This is a genomic window from Reyranella sp. (genome assembly GCF_004297405.1).
Classification (GTDB): domain Bacteria; phylum Pseudomonadota; class Alphaproteobacteria; order Reyranellales; family Reyranellaceae; genus Reyranella.
In genome coordinates, this window is sequence record NZ_SCVC01000006.1 from 716,424 (window position 1) to 735,092 (window position 18,669).

At 63.9% G+C, this 18,669-nt stretch carries 18 protein-coding genes; 11 read left to right on the forward strand and 7 right to left on the reverse strand.

Annotated features, from left to right (window positions below):
• Positions 1-4 precede the first annotated feature (4 nt).
• Genes EPO50_RS05835 through EPO50_RS05845 form a run of 3 tightly spaced genes read right to left on the reverse strand, consistent with a single transcriptional unit; the run spans position 5 to position 3,836 of the window.
• Entirely contained in the window at positions 5-1,066 is a 1,062-nt protein-coding gene (locus EPO50_RS05835) for an ABC transporter ATP-binding protein (RefSeq protein ID WP_296341889.1), read from the reverse strand.
• Positions 1,063-2,796, reverse strand: a complete 1,734-nt coding sequence (locus EPO50_RS05840) for an iron ABC transporter permease (protein WP_296341891.1) — start codon at positions 2,794-2,796, stop codon at positions 1,063-1,065. Before EPO50_RS05840 ends, EPO50_RS05835 begins: the two co-directional genes overlap by 4 nt.
• A 20-nt stretch (positions 2,797-2,816) precedes the next feature.
• Positions 2,817-3,836, reverse strand: a complete 1,020-nt coding sequence (locus tag EPO50_RS05845; RefSeq protein ID WP_296341894.1) for an ABC transporter substrate-binding protein — start codon at positions 3,834-3,836, stop codon at positions 2,817-2,819.
• A 94-nt stretch (positions 3,837-3,930) separates the two neighbouring features.
• Between EPO50_RS05845 and EPO50_RS05850 the strand changes: the two genes are divergently transcribed.
• The 8 genes from EPO50_RS05850 to EPO50_RS05885 all read left to right on the forward strand — a co-directional run bounded on the left by EPO50_RS05850 (position 3,931) and on the right by EPO50_RS05885 (position 11,478).
• Positions 3,931-4,536: a class I SAM-dependent methyltransferase gene (locus EPO50_RS05850; RefSeq protein ID WP_296341896.1), complete on the forward strand. Its 606-nt coding sequence runs from the start codon at positions 3,931-3,933 to the stop codon at positions 4,534-4,536.
• 70 nt (positions 4,537-4,606) lie between these two features.
• Positions 4,607-5,983 (forward strand): MmgE/PrpD family protein, encoded by a 1,377-nt coding sequence (locus EPO50_RS05855; RefSeq protein WP_296341898.1) that lies wholly within the window; start codon positions 4,607-4,609, stop codon positions 5,981-5,983.
• 17 nt (positions 5,984-6,000) lie between these two features.
• The gene (locus EPO50_RS05860) at positions 6,001-6,486 is read left to right on the forward strand and encodes a MaoC family dehydratase (protein WP_296341900.1); all 486 of its coding nucleotides are present in this window, start codon (positions 6,001-6,003) and stop codon (positions 6,484-6,486) included.
• Between the two features lies 1 nt (position 6,487).
• Positions 6,488-7,648 carry an acyl-CoA dehydrogenase family protein gene (locus EPO50_RS05865; RefSeq protein WP_296341902.1) on the forward strand — a complete coding sequence of 387 codons (1,161 nt, stop codon included), beginning with the start codon at positions 6,488-6,490 and terminating at the stop codon, positions 7,646-7,648.
• Positions 7,648-8,127: a MaoC family dehydratase gene (locus tag EPO50_RS05870; protein WP_296341905.1), complete on the forward strand. Its 480-nt coding sequence runs from the start codon at positions 7,648-7,650 to the stop codon at positions 8,125-8,127. Before EPO50_RS05865 ends, EPO50_RS05870 begins: the two co-directional genes overlap by 1 nt.
• Positions 8,124-9,350, forward strand: a complete 1,227-nt coding sequence (locus tag EPO50_RS05875; protein ID WP_296341906.1) for a CaiB/BaiF CoA-transferase family protein — start codon at positions 8,124-8,126, stop codon at positions 9,348-9,350. The genes EPO50_RS05870 and EPO50_RS05875 overlap by 4 nt, the downstream gene beginning before the upstream one ends.
• A gap of 10 nt (positions 9,351-9,360) precedes the next feature.
• Positions 9,361-10,278 carry a CoA ester lyase gene (locus EPO50_RS05880; protein WP_296341908.1) on the forward strand — a complete coding sequence of 306 codons (918 nt, stop codon included), beginning with the start codon at positions 9,361-9,363 and terminating at the stop codon, positions 10,276-10,278.
• A 9-nt stretch (positions 10,279-10,287) separates the two neighbouring features.
• On the forward strand, positions 10,288-11,478 hold the full coding sequence (locus EPO50_RS05885; protein WP_296341910.1) for an MFS transporter: 1,191 nt from the start codon (positions 10,288-10,290) through the stop codon (positions 11,476-11,478).
• On the opposite strand, the gene EPO50_RS05890 is transcribed toward EPO50_RS05885, so the two are convergent.
• Both EPO50_RS05890 and EPO50_RS05895 read right to left on the reverse strand, forming a co-directional pair.
• A complete protein-coding gene (locus EPO50_RS05890) occupies positions 11,453-12,403 on the reverse strand; it encodes a tripartite tricarboxylate transporter substrate binding protein (protein WP_296341912.1) in 951 nt (316 codons plus the stop codon). The genes EPO50_RS05885 and EPO50_RS05890 overlap by 26 nt on opposite strands.
• Positions 12,404-12,414: 11 nt before the next feature.
• Entirely contained in the window at positions 12,415-13,155 is a 741-nt protein-coding gene (locus EPO50_RS05895; RefSeq protein WP_296341914.1) for a dienelactone hydrolase family protein, read from the reverse strand.
• Between the two features lie 81 nt (positions 13,156-13,236).
• Here EPO50_RS05895 and EPO50_RS05900 point away from each other — a divergent pair, with 81 nt between their 5' ends.
• Together EPO50_RS05900 and EPO50_RS05905 are read left to right on the forward strand one after the other, a co-directional pair.
• Positions 13,237-14,454 (forward strand): ABC transporter substrate-binding protein, encoded by a 1,218-nt coding sequence (locus tag EPO50_RS05900; protein ID WP_296341916.1) that lies wholly within the window; start codon positions 13,237-13,239, stop codon positions 14,452-14,454.
• A 17-nt stretch (positions 14,455-14,471) separates the two neighbouring features.
• Positions 14,472-15,524, forward strand: a complete 1,053-nt coding sequence (locus tag EPO50_RS05905) for a hypothetical protein (RefSeq protein ID WP_296341919.1) — start codon at positions 14,472-14,474, stop codon at positions 15,522-15,524.
• 11 nt (positions 15,525-15,535) lie between these two features.
• Here EPO50_RS05905 and EPO50_RS05910 read toward each other — a convergent pair whose 3' ends face one another.
• Together EPO50_RS05910 and EPO50_RS05915 are read right to left on the reverse strand one after the other, a co-directional pair.
• Positions 15,536-16,636 (reverse strand): HlyD family secretion protein, encoded by a 1,101-nt coding sequence (locus tag EPO50_RS05910; protein WP_296341921.1) that lies wholly within the window; start codon positions 16,634-16,636, stop codon positions 15,536-15,538.
• Positions 16,633-17,049 carry a MarR family winged helix-turn-helix transcriptional regulator gene (locus EPO50_RS05915; protein WP_296341923.1) on the reverse strand — a complete coding sequence of 139 codons (417 nt, stop codon included), beginning with the start codon at positions 17,047-17,049 and terminating at the stop codon, positions 16,633-16,635. Before EPO50_RS05915 ends, EPO50_RS05910 begins: the two co-directional genes overlap by 4 nt.
• Before the next feature lie 82 nt (positions 17,050-17,131).
• On the opposite strand from EPO50_RS05915, the gene EPO50_RS05920 reads away from it, so the two are divergent.
• A complete protein-coding gene (locus tag EPO50_RS05920) occupies positions 17,132-18,664 on the forward strand; it encodes a DHA2 family efflux MFS transporter permease subunit (RefSeq protein ID WP_296341925.1) in 1,533 nt (510 codons plus the stop codon).
• Positions 18,665-18,669: the final 5 nt, after the last annotated feature.

Genomic DNA, 18,669 nt, shown 5'->3' on the forward strand with positions numbered 1-18,669 from the left:
ATGACTATTCAACCCGTACCATGGCGGCGGGATCGATCTCCAGCCAGACCCGGCTGCCGACCTCGAACACCTGGCTCGGACTGGTCGAAACGCGGATCGGCTTGGCACCGGTCAGGGGGCGCACCTGGTAGTCCCAGTATTCGCCCAGGTAGGAACGGCTGGAAATTTCGGCCTCGACCGCCAGAGCCTGTCCGGAAGGCTGGCTGGTCGCCAGGCCAATGGCCTGCGGCCGTAGGGAATAGAGCAACGCGCCGCTGCCATTGACCCCTTCCAGGTTGCCGGCCTTGGCGGTGAAGCCGTCGAAACGGACCTCGTTCCCTTGGTGGTCGCCCTCGAGGAAATTGGTGCGACCGATGAAGCCCGCCACGAACCGGCTCTTGGGCCGGCGGTACAGCGTATGCGGCGCGTCGATCTGTTCGATCTTGCCTTTGTTCATGACCACGATCCGGTCCGAGGTCACCATGGCTTCGGACTGGTCGTGGGTGACGTAGACCGTCGTGATCTTGAACTCGTCGTGGAGGCGGCGGATCTCGAAGCGCATCTCCTCGCGGAGGTTGGCGTCGAGATTGGAGAGCGGTTCGTCGAGCAGCAGCACTTCCGGCTCGACGACGATGGCGCGGGCCAGCGCCACGCGCTGCTGCTGGCCACCTGACAGCTCGGCGGGATAGCGGCCCTTGAGATTGCGCATCTGGACCACGTCGAGGATCTTGTCGACCCGGCGGTCGATCTCCGACCGCGACAGTTTGCGGACCTGCAGGCCGAAGCCGACATTCTCGCCCACTGTCATGTTCGGCCAGATCGCATAGCTCTGGAAGATCATCGACATGCGGCGGCGCTCCGGCGGCACGACGCCTGATGCCGAGGAGATCTGTTGGCCGTCCATCTCGATCGTCCCGCCCGTCGGCGGCATGAAGCCCGCGATCATGCGCAAGGTCGTGGTCTTGCCGCAGCCCGAGGGGCCCAGCAACGACACGAACTCGCCCTTCACCAGTTCGAGGGAAAAGTCGGCGACGGCATCGAAGCTGCCGTAGCGTTTGGCGACGTTCTTCAGGACGAGCTTGCTCATGTCGCGTTACGCCTCAGCATGAAATCACGGCCGAGCGCCTTCTGCCCGACCCACAGCAGCGGCAGAGTAAGCACCTGCAGGATCAACGCCAATGCGGCGAGACGCTCGAAATTGCCCTCCTCGCTCATGTCGAAGATCATGACCGACGCCACCTTGGTATTGGGCCCATAGAGGAAGATCGCCGCAGACAACTCACGCGTCGCCGGAATGAAGATCAGTAGCCAGGCGCCCAGCAGATTGCGCTTCAGGAGCGGCGCCACGACGCGGCGCAGCGCCGTCAACCGGCTGCCTCCCAGCACGCGGACCGCTTCCTCCATCTCGGGATTAAGGCTGCGGATCGCCGCGCTGGCGTTGACGTAACCCACCGGCAGAAAGCGCGTGGTGAAGGCCAGGATCAGGATCAGCGCCGTGCCATAGAGCGCCAATGGCGGCGGCGCGTAGGCGGCATAGAAACCGATCGCCAGCACGACACCCGGGATCACGAAGGGCGCCACGCAGAGGAAACCCAGGACGCCGCCGAACGGCACGAGCTTGCGGGCGACGATATAGGCCACGCCCAGAGTCAGGAACACGGCCACGGTGGCGCTGGCCCCGGCATAGAGGAAGCTGTTCAGTACCGATTGCGCCGCCGTCGCATGCTCGAAAAGCACGAAGCGAAAGTTCTGCAGCGAGACGTTGTCCAGTGAGAAACCACGGCCCCAGGCTTTGGCGAAGGCCGACTGGATCAGGAATATGTAGGGCAGGAACACGGAGAGCGCCGCGACGAACATCGCGTAACCGAACACGACCCAGCGCCAACGGCCAAGCAGGATGGGCCGCCGGTCGCCGCCCTTCCCTGTCAGCGCCACGAAGCCCTTGCGACGGGTGATCAGGCGCTGCACCAGCACCAGCAGTACCGTGACGCCCAGCAGCGGCATGGCATAGGCCGCTGCCACTTCGACCCGGACGGGATTTCCGAAGAACTGGAAGAGTTGTGTCGTCACCACATTGAAGCGCGCTGGAATGGCGATCATCGCCGGTGAGCCGAAGAGCGCGATCGCCTCCAGGAAGCAGATGATCAGGCCACCCAGGATCGCCGGCAGCGCCAACGGCAAGGTCACTCGCCACATCGTCCGCCATGGCCCTGCGCCCAGGATGTTGGCGGCGTCTTCCATCTCCGACGAGACGAGCTCCAGCGCCGCCGTCGTGAAGATGAAGATATAGGGGAAGGAATAGAGCGCGATGACGACGGCAAGACCGGTGAAGCTGTAGATGTTGAACGGGCCGGCCTCGGCGCCCGTTGCCAGCATATAAAAGCGGTTCAGCCAGCCGGCGTTAGGGCCCGCCAGCAAAATCCAGGCGACTGCGCCGGTGTAGGGTGGTGTGATGAAGGTCGCCAGCACCAGCATGCGCGTGAGGCCGCGGCCGGGCATGTCGGTACGTGCGACAGCCCAGGCCAACGGCACGGCGAATACGCCCGCCAGAAGGGCCGATACCGCGCCAAGCTTCAGTGAGTTCAGCAGCGCATCGACATAGCGCGCGCGCCCATAAGCCGTGGCGTAGTTGGCAAAGGTGAATTCGCCCGTCCGCTCCGCCTGAAAGCTGGTGATCACCAGATAGATGAACGGGCTCACCACCAAGAACAGCAGGACCGCGATGATCGCGATCCACAACAACCAGGTTGAATCGAAGTAACCGGCGCGCCCTGGGCGCGCCGGCGCGGCATCGAGAGTAGAAGCAGTCGCTGTCACGTCGGTTGCCGCCCTCTACCTCAATTGCCAAACGTATCGCGCCACTGCTCGATCACCTCCGGGATGCCCTTGTCGACCTCGGCAACCGTCGGTCGGATCAGCTTGATCTCGCTGATCGGCTTGGCGCCCGGAGGGGACGCCACTTCGGGACGCAGCGGAACGCCGAAGTGCTTGGCGTTGATCTTCGAAGCCTCGATTGAATAGAGATACTCCATGAAGAGCTTCGCAGCATTGGGATGCTTCGTACCCTTCATGATCGCCGAGGGCGAGATGATCAGCACGGCGCCGTCGCTGGGGTAGGACACGGCCAGCGGATTGCCGCGCGCTGCACTGAACAAGGTCGAGCCGTCGGCACCCGCCGCCACTTGCCGTTCACCGGCGTTCAGCGCCGTGACCGTGTCGTTGATCGAGCGGCCGATCTGCGGCTTGTTCTTCTCCAGCTTCTCGAAGTACTGCCAGCCATAGAGCTTCTTCATCGACAGGACCCAGGTTCCGACATAGCCCGAGAAACCTGGATGGCCGGTCGAGACCTTGCCCTTCCACTTGATGTCGAGCAGGTCTTCCCACTTCTTGGGGGCATCCTCCGGCTTTACCTTGGAGGTGTTGTAGGTCAGCACCACCAGCCCGGCCGCGGTCGGGTGGTAAAAGCCATCCGGATCGAAATTCTGGAAGATCGGCGAAATCTTCGGCGTCGCCTCGGGGATGTACTTGTCGAAGCGGCCTTCGGCCTTCAGCCGGGCGTAGTGGCCGAGATCGGTCGACGAGAACACATCGCAGATGGTCTGGTTGTTCTTGATATCCTGCAGCAGGCGTTGATAGGCGACCTGCGCCGTCGTGCGCACGACATTGACCTTCACCCCGTACATTTCGGTGAAGCCGCGCCCCAGATCCTCTGCCCCTTCAGACGTATAATGGGCGACGTACCAGGTCAGCTCGCCCTCTTTCTTGGCAGCCTCGGCAAGTGCTTTGACATCCGCCCGCGCCGCAACAGGTGCGAGAAACAGCGCAAAAGCGAGCGCGAGGCGTCCCAACCCCTTCATGATTTCCTCCCGGTTCGTTACTTCATTCGTATTGAAGTGCGATACGATCATACGAAGAGCCACGCGACAAGCTTTAGGGACAAAGAGAACGCGCATGACGGAAAGCAAGCGATCGAATGAATGGGCCGCCTACTATCAACAGATTCGCGATCGTCCGCCGCGCCGCACATTGTTCGCTGCACTCGATGCGTTCGGAACTGCCCCACCTGACGCGCTCGTCATCGATCTCGGCTGCGGTGATGGTCGCGACGTGATTGAAATGCTGCGCCGCGGCTGGCGCGTGATTGCGGTCGATTCCGAACCCGAGGCTTTGCGGCAGCTACAGGCTCGCCCTCTCCCCGATGGAAGCGACGTGACGCCGATCACCGCACGCCTGGAAGACGTTCCGATCCCACTCGGCGTCCACTTGGTCAATTCGAGCTTCGCCATGCCTCTCTGCGAGCCCGAAGGGTTCTTCCGCACCTGGGCGCGCATTCGCGAGGCCCTGCCCTCGGGCGGCCGTTTCTCGGGCCAATGGTACGGGCCACGCGACAGTTGGGTCGGCCGGCCCGGCATGACTTTCCTCGGCCGCGACGAAGCTCTCGCCCATCTCGACGGGCTTCAAGTGGAGATGTTCGAGGAAGAAGAAGCCGATGGCGTCACCCCACGCGGCAACGCCAAGCACTGGCACATCTTCCATATCGTTGCGCGGAAGCCCTAGGGGCGGCCGACGTAGACAAGCAGCCGGCTGTTGGCCGACACTCCCGCACCGCTTTCAACGGAGGGAAAACATGGCCTCCCCGCAATCTTCCGGCGCGTCGCGCGATGTGCCGGTCACAGCCGAAATCGCCAAGCGAGCCGCCTCTCTCGCCTGGCATGACCTGCCAGACGACCTCGTCGAGCGCACCAAGCAGTGCCTGCTCGACTGGTTTGCCGTCACCGTTGCCGGTGCGCAGGAGGAGCTGACGGACATTCTGATCCGCGAAGCGCTCGAAGACGGCGCCAAGGGGCCGGCGACGCTCGTCGGCCGTTCCGAGAGGGTACTGCCGTCGGCCGCCACCCTTATCAATGGCTCCGCCAGCCACGCGCTCGACTACGACGATGTGAACTTTTCGATGGGTGGCCACCCGACGGTCACGGTCGTCCCTGCCTTGCTGGCGCTCGGTGAGCAGATGAAGGCCTCGGGCCGTCTCTTCATCGAGAGTTTCGTCGCGGGCTATGAGACATCTGGCCGGGTAGGACGGCTAGTGGCACCCAGCCATTATCAAAAGGGCTTTCACGTCACCGGCACCGTGGGTTCGTTCTCGGCCGCCGCAGCGGCCGGGCGGATGCTGGGGCTCACCGACGACCAGCTCGCAGTTGCCTTCGGGATCGCCGCCACGCAGGCCGCGGGGCTCAAGTCCAACTTCGGCACCATGTGCAAGCCACTCCACGCCGGCACGGCGTCGGAGCATGGGCTGCGCGCCGCGCGCCTCGCCGCCAAAGGCTTCACCGCGCGCAACGACTCCCTGGAATGCGATCAGGGATTCGCCTCGTCGCAGAGCGACCACCTCAATGCCGAGGGGGCGCTGGGCGAGCCGCCGCAGGGTTGGCATCTGCGCAACAATCTCTTCAAGTATCACGCCGCCTGCTACCTGACGCACGCCCCCATCGAATGCGCCAAGGAAATCCGCCTGAAGAGCAATTTCCCGCCCGAGCGCGTGCAGAAGATCCTGCTCAGGATCGACTCGGGTGCCGACCGGGTATGCAACATCCCGCATCCGACAACGGGTCTCGAAGCCAAGTTCTCGCTGCGCCAGACTGTGGCGATGGCGCTGACCGGCGTCGATACGGCGAACCTCGATTCCTACAACGAGGCGGTGACGCAGGATCCGCGGATCAAGACCTTGCGCGACAAGATGGCGATCGATTTCAAGGCCGGCTGGGCGCACTCGGTTGCCGAGATGGCCATCCAGCTCGACGACGGCACGACGATCGAAGTAGCGCACGATGCCGGTATCCCGTGGGCCGACCTCACCAAGCAGCGCCAAGCGCTGGAAACGAAGTTCGATAGCCTGGTGACACCGCTGCTCGGCGCCGCCGGCACGCGCCGCCTGCACGACGCCATCGAGCGTGTCGACAGCCTCACCGACATCGGAGAGCTCGTCCGCGCCTCGGCAAAAAGCTAACGGAGATCAATACGAGAATGACTGAGGATTTCAGGGCCCGCGCCCGGCTGGTGCCCAAGGGCAACCGCTATGAGGATTTCGAGGTTGGACGGGTGTTCAGCCACCATTGGGGGCGCACGATCACTGAGTCGGAAACCACCCTCTTCTCGACGCTGACACTCCACTTCAATCCGCATTACTACAACGCGGCCTATGCCAAGGCGCACGGCCATCCCGGTATCGTCGCCAATCCGCTGCTTGTCTTCACGACGGTGTTCGGCCTCACGGTCGAAGACCTGAGCGAAGGCGGCGGACCGTTTCTCGGTGTCAACGAGCTCGCCTACCACCAGCCCGTCTACCCCGACGATTCGCTCCGAGCCGAATCGACAGTGCTCGATCGGCGCATCTCGGACTCCCACAAGGGATTCGGCATCGTCACCTGGCACACCAAGGGCTTCAACCAGCGCGAAGAACTCGTGATCGACTTCAAGCGCACCAATCTCGTCCGACTCAGGAATTCGTAAGATGCCTTTCCTTACCGAAGAACGCCGCATGATCCAGGAGCAGGCGCGCGAGTTCACGCTGAACGAAGTCCTGCCCGTCGCCAACAAGCTCGATCCCGAAAAGGGCGAGATCCCCATGGATCTGCGCGAGAAGATGGCCGAGCTGGGCTACTTCGGAATCCTGATCCCCGAGCAGTATGGCGGCCTCGGGCTGGGCTGCTCCGAGTATTGCCTGGTGACCGAGGAACTGTCGCGCGGCTGGATGAGTGTCGCCTCGATCATCGCGCGCGGCAACCTGCTGATCGGCTCACAGGAGATGAGCGAGGAGCAGCGCAGCCGCTACCTCCCCCGCATGGCCAAGGGCGAGTTTCTGGGCGCCTTCTCGATGTCGGAGCCCAATGCTGGCTCCGACATCTCCAACATCTCCTGCCGTGCCAGGAAGGACGGCGACAGCTACCTGATCAGTGGCAACAAGTACTGGTGCACGTTCGCCGACGGTGCGGACTTTATGATCATTATCGCGCGCACGTCCGACGCCCCGCCGGGCAAGCGCCATCTCGGCCTGTCCATGTTCTTCGTCGAGAAGAAGCGCGGCGAGCTGCCGAGGGGATGCAGCGGCGCACCCATTCCCAAGATCGGCTACTTCGGCTGGAAGACCTGGGAGCTGGCCTTCGACAATTTTCGTGTCGATGCCGCCGACCTGATCGGCAAGGAAGGCGAGGCGTTCTATTACGCCACCTCGGGCCTGGAGACCGCCCGCGCCCACACCGCAGCACGCGCCATCGGGCTGGCCCAGGGCGCGCTCGACGATTCGATCCAGTACGCCAACGACCGTAAGCAGTTTGGCCACTCGATCTCGGACTTCCAGGCGATCCGCTTCAAGATCGCCGACATGGCGACGCAGATCGAAGCGGCCCGCCAGCTCATGTATTTCGTCTGCGAGCAGATCGACACCGGCCAGCGGTGCGACAAGGAAGCATCGATGGTGAAGCTGTTCGCCTCAGAGATGGCTGAGCGCGTCACCAGCGAGGGCATCCAGATCCATGGCGGTGCGGGCTACACCACGCTGCATGCCGTCGAGCGTCACTGGCGTGACGCCCGGCTGACCAAGATCTTCGAGGGCACCTCGGAAATCCAGAAGCGCATCATCTCCGACCGCTTGCTGGGCCGTGGGAGGAACTGATGAAGGTCTCCGCACTCACCGGCAAGGCCAACTACTTCGAGGACTTCACCGTCGGCGATGTGATGAAGCACGCGCGCGGCAAGACGGTGGAGCCGATGGAGCAGGTCTGGATTACCAACGTGACCATGAACACCGCCGAAGCGCACTTCAACGAGCACCTGACCCAGTCGACGCCCTACAAGCAGCGGCTGGGCTTCGGCGGCGTCACCATTTCCATGTGCATCGGCCTCGCGGCCGAGGACACCGCCGAGAATGCGCTGATGGAACTCGGCATGGACAAGATCAGGCTCAAGGGCCCGCTCCATCATGGCGACACGCTCTACTGCTACACCGAGGTGCTGGAGAAGACGGATGCCAAGCAGGCCGACGCCGGCATCGTGCGCTTCAAGCATTTCGGCGTGAACCAGGACGACAAGCATATCTTCGAGGGCGAGCGCACTGTGCTGATCAAGCGGCGCAGCCATTGGGGAGACAAGTGAGCACCGAGGCACCACTCGGTGCCCTCGATGGTGTTCGTATCATCGACCTCACGCAGATGCTGGCTGGTCCCTTCTGCACCATGCTGCTGGCAGACCAGGGTGCCGAGGTCGTCAAGGTGGAGCCGCTCGACGGTGACCACACGCGCATCATCGGCCCCTATCATGCCGACGATAAGCTGAAAGCGTTCGGCGGCTACTTCGCGTCGGTCAATCGCAACAAGAAGTCGATCGCCATCGACCTGAAGAAACCGGAGGGCCGCGACCTCGTCATCCGCCTGTGCAAGGATGCCGACGCCGTCGTCGAGAATTCCCGCGCCGGCGTCATGGAGCGCCTGGGCCTCTCCTATGAAACGCTGCGTGAGAGCAATCCCAAGCTGGTTTACGCCACCATCCGCGGCTTCGGCGATCGTCGTACCGGCGCCAGCCCCTACGCCGACTGGCCGGCCTACGATGTCGTCTCGCAGGCCTTCGGTGGCGTCATGGCCATCACCGGCCCCGACAAGCACACGCCGATGAAGGTCGGTCCCGGCATCGGCGACCTCATGCCGGCGACCATGTGCGCCGTGGGTCTGGTGAGCGCCATCTTCCGCGCCCACAAGACCGGCAAAGGTCAGTTCGTCGATGTCGGCATGGTCGATGCCATCCTGTCGATGTGCGAGCGCATCGTGCACCAGCATGCCTACACGGGTGGCGTGCCGGTGCCCGAGGGCAATCACCATCCCCTGCTCTGCCCCTTCGGCATGTTTCCCGCCAAGGATGGCTTCATCACCATCGCAGCTCACGCCGACGCCCACTGGCCGATCCTGTGCCGCCTGATCGGTCGGCCTGAACTCGGCACCGATCCGCGTCTAGCTACGGTGCAGGACCGCCGCGCCAACCAGGACGAGATCATCGCTGCCGTCTCGGCCTTCACCAGCCAGCGCACCAAGCAGGAGCTACTGGTGCATTTCGGGGGCCAGGTGCCGTTCTCGCCGGTGAACGACGTGCGCGATGTCTTCGCCGACCCGCACTTCGCTGCCCGTGATATGGTGGTCCGGGTTCCGCATCCCGGGCTCGACATCGAAACCGCGATCGCCGGTGTCGCCATCAAGATGACCGAGACGCCGGGCCGTGTGCGCCATCGCGCCCCCTTGCTGGGCGAGCATACGGACGAGTATCTGGGGTCGATCGGTTGCGCTGCCGGCGATATCGCCCGCCTGCGCGCCGACAAGATCGTTGTCTGAGGAGAGCAGAATGACCGACCGCCAACCCCGCCGCGCCCGCCGCGTCCAGCTTTCGACGCCCGGCTCCAGCGAGAAGATGATCCAGAAGGCGTCGGAGTCGAAGGCCGATCATGTCTTCCTCGACCTCGAGGATGCCGTGGCCCCGAGCCAGAAGCGCGATGCTCGCAAGAAGATCATCGCGGGCCTGAAGTCGCTCAATTGGAAGGGCAAGACGCGCTGCGTGCGCATCAACGACCTGACGACCGAGTATGCCTTCGAGGACATCATCGAGGTGGTCGAGGGTGCCGGCGAGCATCTCGATACGATCATGATGACCAAGGTGCTGACGCCGGCCGACGTGCTGTTCGCCGACAAGTTGCTGCATCAGCTCGAGAAGAAGCTGAAGCTCAAGCGCCGCATCGGCCTCGAAGCCCTGATCGAAGAGGTCGAGGGCATGCAGAATGTCGACGCCATCGCCAAGTCGACGCCGCGCCTCGAATGCCTGGTGTTCGGGATGGGTGACTTCTCCGCCTCCATGGGCGTCACCAACAAGAACGTCGGCGAGACCGACGGCTATCCGGGCGATATCTGGCACTATGCCCGCTTCCGCCTGATCATGGCCTGCCGCGCCGCCGGCATCGACCCGGTCGACGGACCGTTCGCCGACTTCAAGAACCCCGACGCCTATCGTGAGGAATGCCGCCGCTCCATGACCCTGGGCGCCGTCGGCAAGTGGGCGATCCACCCCTCGCAGATCGACATCGCGCTCGACGTCTTCTCGCCCAAGGCCGAAGACATCGCCCGCGCCCGCAAGCTCGAGAAGGCCTATGCCGAAGCCGAAGCTCAGGGCCTGGGCGCCATCAACGTCGACGGCATCATGGTCGACGTGGCCTCGATCCGCATCCTGCGCAACACCATCCTGAACAAGGCCGACCTCTTCGGGATGTAAGCCCGCTCCATGAAGCGCGCGATCATCCCGGTGGCCACGATGTTGGCCATTCAGGTGATGGTCTCGCTCTCCGTGCTGTCGCTCAGCGTGATGATGCCGGCGGTCGCCAAGGATCTGGCGATCGATCCCAAGCTGGTCGGCATATTCACCGCGATCATCTATGCGGTGGCCGCGACGATGGCGCTCGTGGCCGCCGGACCAATCCTCCGCTTCGGCTCGGTACGCATGTGCCAGGCCGCCCTGCTGATGGCCGCGATCGGCCTCGCCCTTAATGCCCTGGCGCTGGTCGCAGCGACCGTTCTGGCCGTGGCCTGCATTGGCGCGGCGCAAGGGCCACTCAATCCAGCCTCTGCGCACGTGTTGGCCCAGCGTGTGCCCCGTGAATATTTCGGGATGGTCTTCTCGATCAAGCAGACCGGCGTGCCGGTCGGCTTCGCGCTCGCTGGCTTGCTCTTCCCTCAACTCCTGGAATGGGTCGGATGGCGCGGTGCCAGCTTGATCGCGGCTGGAGGAGCCGTGCTGGCGGCCGTTGCGATAGAGCCGTTACGCCGTGATCTCGACGTCATCGCCACCGTCAGCAAGCCCGCGGGCAGTATCTGGAGGTCGATTCGCTTCGTGCTGGGCCACGACCAGCTTCGCGTCCTCGGCTGGTCGGCCCTCGTCTATGTGATCGCCCAGCACACCTTCACCTTCTATCTCGTCACCTATCTCTACGAGCATTGCCGGCTCAGCATCGCCCAGGCGGGCTTTCTGCTGTCGCTGTCGCAGATCATCGGCACCGGCGTGCGACTGGTGAGTGGCGGCGTTGGAGATCGCCTGCCGCGCATGCAGCTTCTCGGCTGGACCGGCATCCTCATGACGGCCGGCTGCATCGCCACGGGCCTGCTCGCTCCGGATTCACCCTTCTGGGTGATCACCGTCGTGGTCGTGGCTTATGGCGGCGTGGTCATCAGCTGGAACGGCACCTCGCAGGCCGAATTCGCCCACCTCGCGCCGCCGGGCGAAGCGGCCGCAGTTGCCTCGGTGCAGACCGCGCTCGCCTTTTCCGGTGCCGTCTTCGGCCCGCCGACCTTCGCCCTGATCGCTTCAGTCGCGAGCTACCGCATGGCCTTCTTTGCGGTGGCCGCCTGCGTCTTCGCCGCGGCTGTCTGGCAGATCGCCGCTGCGCGAAGGATTACGGCTCCTTCATCCCCGCAGTAGTCACGATCTCCCCCCACTTCTTGGTCTCCGCTGCCTGGAAGGCCGCGAGATTCTCGGGCGAGCCCGTGAACGATGTGCCGTAGGTCGTCTTCACCAGGTTCCTGTAGGCTGTCGACTCGGTCGCCTTGCGGACAAGCGCATTCAGCTTGTCGACGATCGGCTTCGGCGTTCCCGCCGGTGCGTAGAGCGCCGTCCAGGCAAAAATCTCGAAGCCCGGCACGCCGCTCTCTGCCACGGTCGGAAACTGTTCCAAGCCGGGGATCTTCTCCTTGCTCGTTACCGCGAGACCGCGAGCGCGTCCGTCCAGCACCGGCGGCAGGCCGGCCGTGAAGTCCGAAAAGATCACGTCGATCCGGCCGCCCAGCAGATCGGCAACTGCTTGCGGCTGGGTCTTGTAGGGAACGCCCAGCAGATCGACCTTGGCCATGATCTTGAAAAGCTCGGCGCCGCCGCGACTCGAACCGTTGCCACTGCCGAAGCTCAGTTTGCCGGGCTGCGCCTTGGCCAAGGCAATCAGTTCACCGATGGTCTTGGCCGGCAGGTCGTTGCGCACCATGACGATCTGAGGGCCTTGGGTGATGCCAGCGACCGGCACGAAGCTCTTCACCGGATCGTAAGCGAGCGCCTTGTAGACGTGCGGGTTGATCGCCTGCGTGGTCTGAGTGGTGAAGAACAGCGTATAGCCGTCGGGTGCTGCGGCGGCCGCTGCCTGTGCTGCGATCTGGCCCTCGGCGCCCGGCTTGTTCTCGATCACGACCGACTGACCGGTCTGCGAGGCAATCTCCGCCCCGATCACACGAGCCGCGACGTCGGTCGCCGTCCCTGGGCCAAAGGCCGTGATGATGCGGATGGGTTTGCTCGGATAGTCCTGCGCTGTGGCTGGCAAAGCGAGAACCAACGCAACAAGGAAACTCAGAAGTCTCATCGCTCGCCCTCCTAGCCAAGGTTTCGACGATAGAGCGCGATCAGGCGCTCCCAGTGCCGCTCCGCCGCGGGCTTGTCGTAACACCAGCGTTGCGGAAAGGCGAAGCCGTGATGGACAGTCGGATGGACCTCGAGTTCGCCCCTGGCGCCCGAAGCATCGAACAGTTTCTTCAGCTCCTTCACCATGTCGGGCGGCGCAAGGTCATCGTGTTCGGCGCAGGAGATGTAGAGCTCGCCCTTGGCTTTGCCCAAGGTAAGGTGCGGGCTTTCGACGGCATCGCTTACCAGCCACGTACCGTAGAAAGAGGCTGCCGCGGCGATACGGTCCGGGTAGCGCGCGGCCGCAGCCAGAGCATAGGGCCCGCTCATGCAATAGCCATGGACACCGACCGGCCCCTTCTTCGATTCCCTCTGTTGGTCGGCATAGGCGATCAGGGCAGCAATATCGTCCATCACCGGCGGGATCGTCATCTTGGTGCGCACGGCCCGCATGCGCTGATGCTCGGCGCTGCCATGGGTCAGGACATCGGCGCCGTACTTCGTGTCCTTGCCGGCGCGGTAATAGAGGTTGGGCAGCAGCACGTAGTAGCCGACCGTCGCCAGCCGCCGGGCCATGTCGTACAGCTCCTCGCGGATGCCGGGCGCATCCATCAGGAGAAGGGCCGGCGGATAGGGTCCCCCGCGCTCCGGGTGGCAGATGAACGTTTCAATGCCACCGTCCCGCGTCGGGATGTCCAGAACTTTCTCGATCATGTGTTGGCGTTCCTCCTGCTTTCCGCCATGCGGCCGCCTTGCTAGGCTCGCTCCAACAATAACGCTTCTTGGGGTGAAACGATGAGACGAGCTTTGATTGGTACGGCCGCATTCTGCCTTGCGGCCTGGTCGCTGCCGGCTGCTGCCCAGCTTTCAGACAACACGCTTAAGGTCGGCGTCGCGACCGACATGTCGAGCCTCTATGCCGACATCAACGGCCCAGGTGCCGTGCTCGCCACGCAGATGGCGATCGAAGACTTCGGCGGCTCCGTGCTCGGCCAGAAGATCGAATTCGTATCGGGCGATATCCAGAACAAGGCCGACGTTGCCGCCACCATGGCCGGGCGGTGGTACGACAACGAGAAGGTCGACATGATCCTAGGCGCCGGTGCGTCCTCTTCGTCGATCGCCTCGGCGCGCGTCGCGGGTGACAAGAAGCGCATCTTCATTGCCACCGATCCGGCTTCTTCCGACCTGACCGGCAAGCTCTGCAACCCCTACTCGATCCACTGGGTCTACGACACGGCCGCGTTGGCCAACGGCACCGGCTCGGCGGTCGTGAAGGCTGGCGGCAAGACCTGGTTCTTCCTGACGGCCGACTATGCCTTCGGCTATGCACTTGAGCGCGACGTCTCCGAGGTCGTGAAGAAGGCCGGCGGCACCGTGGTCGGTGGCGTCAAGCATCCGATCAACACCAACGACTTCTCGTCGTTCCTGCTGCAGGCGCAGAGCTCAAAGGCCCAGATCATCGGGCTGGCGAACGCCGGCGGCGACACGATCAATTCGATCAAGCAGGCGGCCGAGTTTGGCATCGTCAAAGGTGGCCAGAAGCTCGCGGGCCTGTTGGTCTTCATCTCCGACATCCACTCGCTGGGCCTGGAACGGGCGCAGGGCCTTAACCTGACCGAAGCCTTCTACTGGGACCTGAACGACAAGACGCGCGACTTCTCCAAGCGCTTCGCAGCACGGTTCAACGGCAAGGTACCGACCAGCGTACAGGCGGGCTTCTATTCAGCTACGCTGGCTTACCTGAACGCCGTGAAGGCGACCGGGACGGATGATCCCGACAAGGTCATGGCCGCCATGAAGGCCGCCAAGTGGGACGATCCGATCTTCGGACCGAGCTACATCCGCGCGGATGGCCGCAAGATGCACAACATGTACCTCTTCGAGGTGAAGAAGCCCTCGGAGTCCAAGGGCCCGTGGGACTACTACAAGCTGCTCGCCACCATTGCGGGCGAGGAAGCCTTCCGGCCCATGGAACAGGGTGAATGCCCCATGGTTGCCAAGAAGAACTAGCCAAGGAGTACCTGCTCATGGTCGAGCAATCGAACATCTACGCCGGCGTCGCCGGCTATTTCGGAAAGACCGAACAGAAAGGCCGCGTCGGAGTCTTCCGGCGCGCCACGGCCGGCGGCGATTGGCAGCATGTGCTGGGCAGCGTTCAAGCCTTCACTGTCTTCGTGCATCCGAGGAATCCCGAAATGGTGTTCGCGGGAACCAACGATGGCATATGGCGCAGCACCGACCGCGGCGCCACCTTCCGTCGGACAGCCTTCCCCGACGACAAGCGGGAAGTCTGGTCCTTCCTGGTGGATTCACGCGATCCCAATCGCATCTTCGCCGGGGCCTCGCCGATCGACGTCTACCGTAGCGACGATGGCGGCGCCTCGTGGTGGCGACTGCCGACGCCAGCCGTCGATATCCATTGCAAGGGGCCTTTCGCCTCCCGTGTGATGCGGTTGGTGCAGCATCCCAAGCGGCACGACGAGATTTATGCCGCCCTTGAGATCAACGGCGTCATGCGCAGCATCGATCTCGGCCAGACCTGGAGCGATTGCAGCGCCGGCCTGCTGAAGCTCGCCGAGCACGAGCACCTCAAGAGCAAGATCGTCAGTGACACGACAGCCGAGGGCATGCTCGACAGCCATGCCGTCACCATCAATCCGGCCGATCCCGACAGTGTATGGCTCGCCGTTCGCATGGGACTGTTCCGCAGTTCCGACCAGGGACACACCTGGAAGGACATGGAAGTCGGCCGTTTCTCGCCCACGACCTACGGCCGCGACATCCGCGTCTCGCCGATCGAGCCCAACACGCTCTACTCGGCGCTTTCGGTCGCTGCGGCCAGCCACGATGGTGGACTCTATCGCAGTGAAGACGGTGGCGAGAGCTGGAAGCGTTTCGACAAGGTCCAGGTCCACGGCACCATCATGTCGATCGGCCTGCACCCGACCGACGCCGCACAGGTCTATCTCGGCGCCCGATACGATGGCGAGATATTCGGCACACGTGATGCCGGCAAGAGCTGGCAGGCCATGCCCCTGCCCGGCGACGTCCAGCACATATACTCGCTGGCCTGCGGCTGAGGTCTTAGCCGCTACTGCGACTGCGCCGTCACATCGTGTGGCGGCGATGCCGGAATTTCCTTACCACCGCTCGGGATCTGCGTGACGCCGGTCAGGCTGCGTTGACGGCCGGTGTCGATCGACACCGTAGCCGTCATGCCGGCGCGTAGCGGCGGCTCGCCAACATGCGGCAGGAGCCGCAACTTCACCGGCAGGCGCTGCACGACCTTGACCCAGTTCCCGCTGGCATTCTGCGGTGGCAGGATCGCGAACTCCGCGCCGGTCGCCGGACTGACGCTCTCGACCAGCGCCTCCCAGGTCACGTCGGGATAGGTATCGAGCACCACGGTCGCCTTCTGGCCGACCCGCACATGGGTCAGCTCCGTCTCCTTGAAGTTCGCCTCGACCCAGGGCCGGCTCAGCACCACCAGCGCGAACAGCGGCGTTGCCGCCTTGATCTGCTCACCCTGCTGCAGGCGCATGTTCACCACCACGCCATCGACCGGCGCTCGTACTGCCGTGCGCGCCAAGTCGAGGGCGGCGCGCTCCCGCGCGGCAATCTTCTCGCGGACCATCGGGTGCTGGTCCGCCGGCAATTGCGGATCACCGTTCAGGGCCGTCAACACCCGCTGCAGCTTCTCTCGGGCGGTACGGGCGCGGTCCGCAGCACCACGCGCCTCGTTGAAGGCCTCGTCTCGCTTGCTCGCCGAGGCCACGCCTTTGGATGCCAGCTCTTCCTGCCGCTGCCACTGCCTTTCTTGATAGGCCGCCCGGGACTCGGCCTCGGAAAGCTCCGCAACGGCTTCACGCCAGATGCCGCGCAGGCTTTCGACATGGGCTCGTGCGGCATCGAGTTCGGCATCGGCGCTGTCGAGCGCCAAGCGGAACGGCCGGGATTCGATCGTGACCAACGTCTGACCGGAGGCAACGGTCGCATGATCCCGCGTCAGCACGCGGCGCACCTGACCGGAGACCTCGGGCGAGATCTGTACGATATGCGCTTTCACGTAGGCGTTGTCGGTCGTGACATAGCGACCGCCCGACAGCCACCACCAGCCCGCTCCCGCTATCGCCACCAATGGCACCGCGAACAGCAGCAGCAGGCGCAAGACGGGAACCGGCCGCCGGCTCATGACCCGTTGGTCCCTGCAAGGCTCTGCAACTGCCCCTTCACCCGAGCCGCCAGCCGCGTGAACTGATCGCGTTCGCGCGTCGTCAGTGGCGCCAGTGCGTCGTCGACCGTCGCCTCGGCGATCGCCCACATGGCCTTGTGGGCGCGGCGAGCGTCGTCGGTGAGATAGAGACGATTGATGCGCCGGTCTTCGCTATCCGCGTGGCGCTCGACCCAGCCGTTCTTCTGCATCCGGTCGAGCATACGGCCTGCGCTGGCGCGATCGATCTCGAGCATGACGGCAAGCTCCGTCTGGCTGGCCCCCGGTCGTCGGTAGAGCCGGGTCAGGACGAGCCATTGGGCACGGGTAAGGCCGATGTCACGGACGCGACGGTCGAAGACCGTCCGCATCAGACGCGCAACGTCCGATAGCACGTAGCCAATATATTCGTCGTCGTCTGGCCCCAAGGCGCTGGTCTCGTCGAGAATTGTTGCCTAGGCTACAATAGTCTAGGCAATGAGTTCAACAACCGCCGCCGACGCCTTTCCGGAAAGCCCCGAGGAGACCTCGCTGGGCAAGCGAGTGCTGATTCTCGTGATGGTGGTGTTGGGCTCGACCCTTTACGCCACGACCCTCCTGATCGCCTCGACGCTCCTGCCCCAGATGCAGGGCACCATGTCGGCCACCCAGGATGAGATCGCCTGGGCAATGACCTTCAACATCCTGGCGACCGCCGTGGCCACCCCGATGACCGGCTGGCTGGCCGCCCGGTTCGGCCGGCGCGAAACCATGGTCTGGTCGGTCTTCGCTTTCACCGTCACGACTCTGATGTGCGGCCTCGCAGATTCGCTGGAGACGCTGATCCTGTGGCGTGTCCTGCAGGGCGCGCTGGGCGCCCCGGTGATCCCGCTGTCGCAGACCATCCTTCTCGACACCTTCCCCAAGCGGCAGCAGGGACTGGTGACGTCGATCTTCGGCATGGCCGTGGTCATCGGGCCGGTGATCGGCCCCACCGTCGGCGGCATGCTGTCGGAGATCTACAGTTGGCGCTGGGCCTTTTACATGATCGTGCCGGTGGGCCTGATCTCCTTCGTCGGGCTGCGCCTCACCCTGCCCTACGACCGCCCGACCGGACGCATCAGCCTCGACTGGACGGGCTTCCTGTCGCTCTCGGTCGCCATCGCCTGCGTCCAGCTCGTGCTGTCGCGTGGTCAGCGGCTCGACTGGTTCGAGTCGACCGAAATCATGATCGAGACCTTCATCGCTGTTCTGGCGTTCTGGGTCTTCCTCGCCCACAGCCTTACGACCGACCGGCCGTTCCTCAACCTGCGTCTCCTGCTCGACCGCAACTATGCAATCGGCCTCGTGCTGGTGCTGATCTACGGCATGCTGAATTTCACGCCCATGGTGTTGCTGCCTCCGCTCCTGCAGCAGCATGCAGGCTTTCCCGACGCACTAATCGGTGAAGTCATCGCGGCTCGCGGCGTCGGCGCCACGATCGGATTCTTCCTGGCGATCTTCGTCGGCCGCATGGACCCGCGCATCGGCCTGATCGGTGGCTTCGCGGTGCAGACACTCTCGGGCGTCTGGCTGATGGCGATCGACCTCAATGTCGACATGGGCACCTTGATGCTGAACAGCCTGCTTCAGGGGATCGCCGTCGGAGTCATCTGGGTGCCGCTCACCCTCGTCACTTTCTCCAATGTCAGTGCCGCCAACCTGGCCGAGGGCACGGCGGTCTACCATCTGCTGCGCAACATCGGATCGAGCTTCTTCATTTCGATCTGCGTTGCCGAAATCGTGCGCGCGACCAGCGCCAACTACAGCCGCATGGTGGAGCTGGTGAACCCGTTCAACAGGGCGCTGGCGCTGCCTTGGGTGACGGGTGGTTGGGATTTCGAAACGATGCTGGGGCTGGCTCGCCTCTCGAAAGAGATCAGCCGCCAATCGGCGATGATCGGCTACATCAACGCCTTCGGCCTCTATACTGCCTGTTCGGCGATGGCCATTCCGCTCATCCTGCTGATTGGCCGCCGCGCCCGGCGATAATGAAC

Bases quoted from the DNA above. Each gene is read 5' to 3' on its own strand.
- EPO50_RS05835 (WP_296341889.1), bottom strand. From the start codon at position 1,066: ATGAGCAAGCTCGTCCTGAAGAACGTCGCCAAACGCTACGGCAGCTTC.
- EPO50_RS05845 (WP_296341894.1), bottom strand. From the start codon at position 3,836: ATGAAGGGGTTGGGACGCCTCGCGCTCGCTTTTGCGCTGTTTCTCGCA.
- EPO50_RS05850 (WP_296341896.1), top strand. From the start codon at position 3,931: ATGACGGAAAGCAAGCGATCGAATGAATGGGCCGCCTACTATCAACAG.
- EPO50_RS05855 (WP_296341898.1), top strand. From the start codon at position 4,607: ATGGCCTCCCCGCAATCTTCCGGCGCGTCGCGCGATGTGCCGGTCACA.
- EPO50_RS05860 (WP_296341900.1), top strand. From the start codon at position 6,001: ATGACTGAGGATTTCAGGGCCCGCGCCCGGCTGGTGCCCAAGGGCAAC.
- EPO50_RS05865 (WP_296341902.1), top strand. From the start codon at position 6,488: ATGCCTTTCCTTACCGAAGAACGCCGCATGATCCAGGAGCAGGCGCGC.
- EPO50_RS05870 (WP_296341905.1), top strand. From the start codon at position 7,648: ATGAAGGTCTCCGCACTCACCGGCAAGGCCAACTACTTCGAGGACTTC.
- EPO50_RS05880 (WP_296341908.1), top strand. From the start codon at position 9,361: ATGACCGACCGCCAACCCCGCCGCGCCCGCCGCGTCCAGCTTTCGACG.
- EPO50_RS05885 (WP_296341910.1), top strand. From the start codon at position 10,288: ATGAAGCGCGCGATCATCCCGGTGGCCACGATGTTGGCCATTCAGGTG.
- EPO50_RS05890 (WP_296341912.1), bottom strand. From the start codon at position 12,403: ATGAGACTTCTGAGTTTCCTTGTTGCGTTGGTTCTCGCTTTGCCAGCC.
- EPO50_RS05895 (WP_296341914.1), bottom strand. From the start codon at position 13,155: ATGATCGAGAAAGTTCTGGACATCCCGACGCGGGACGGTGGCATTGAA.
- EPO50_RS05900 (WP_296341916.1), top strand. From the start codon at position 13,237: ATGAGACGAGCTTTGATTGGTACGGCCGCATTCTGCCTTGCGGCCTGG.
- EPO50_RS05905 (WP_296341919.1), top strand. From the start codon at position 14,472: ATGGTCGAGCAATCGAACATCTACGCCGGCGTCGCCGGCTATTTCGGA.
- EPO50_RS05910 (WP_296341921.1), bottom strand. From the start codon at position 16,636: ATGAGCCGGCGGCCGGTTCCCGTCTTGCGCCTGCTGCTGCTGTTCGCG.
- EPO50_RS05920 (WP_296341925.1), top strand. From the start codon at position 17,132: ATGAGTTCAACAACCGCCGCCGACGCCTTTCCGGAAAGCCCCGAGGAG.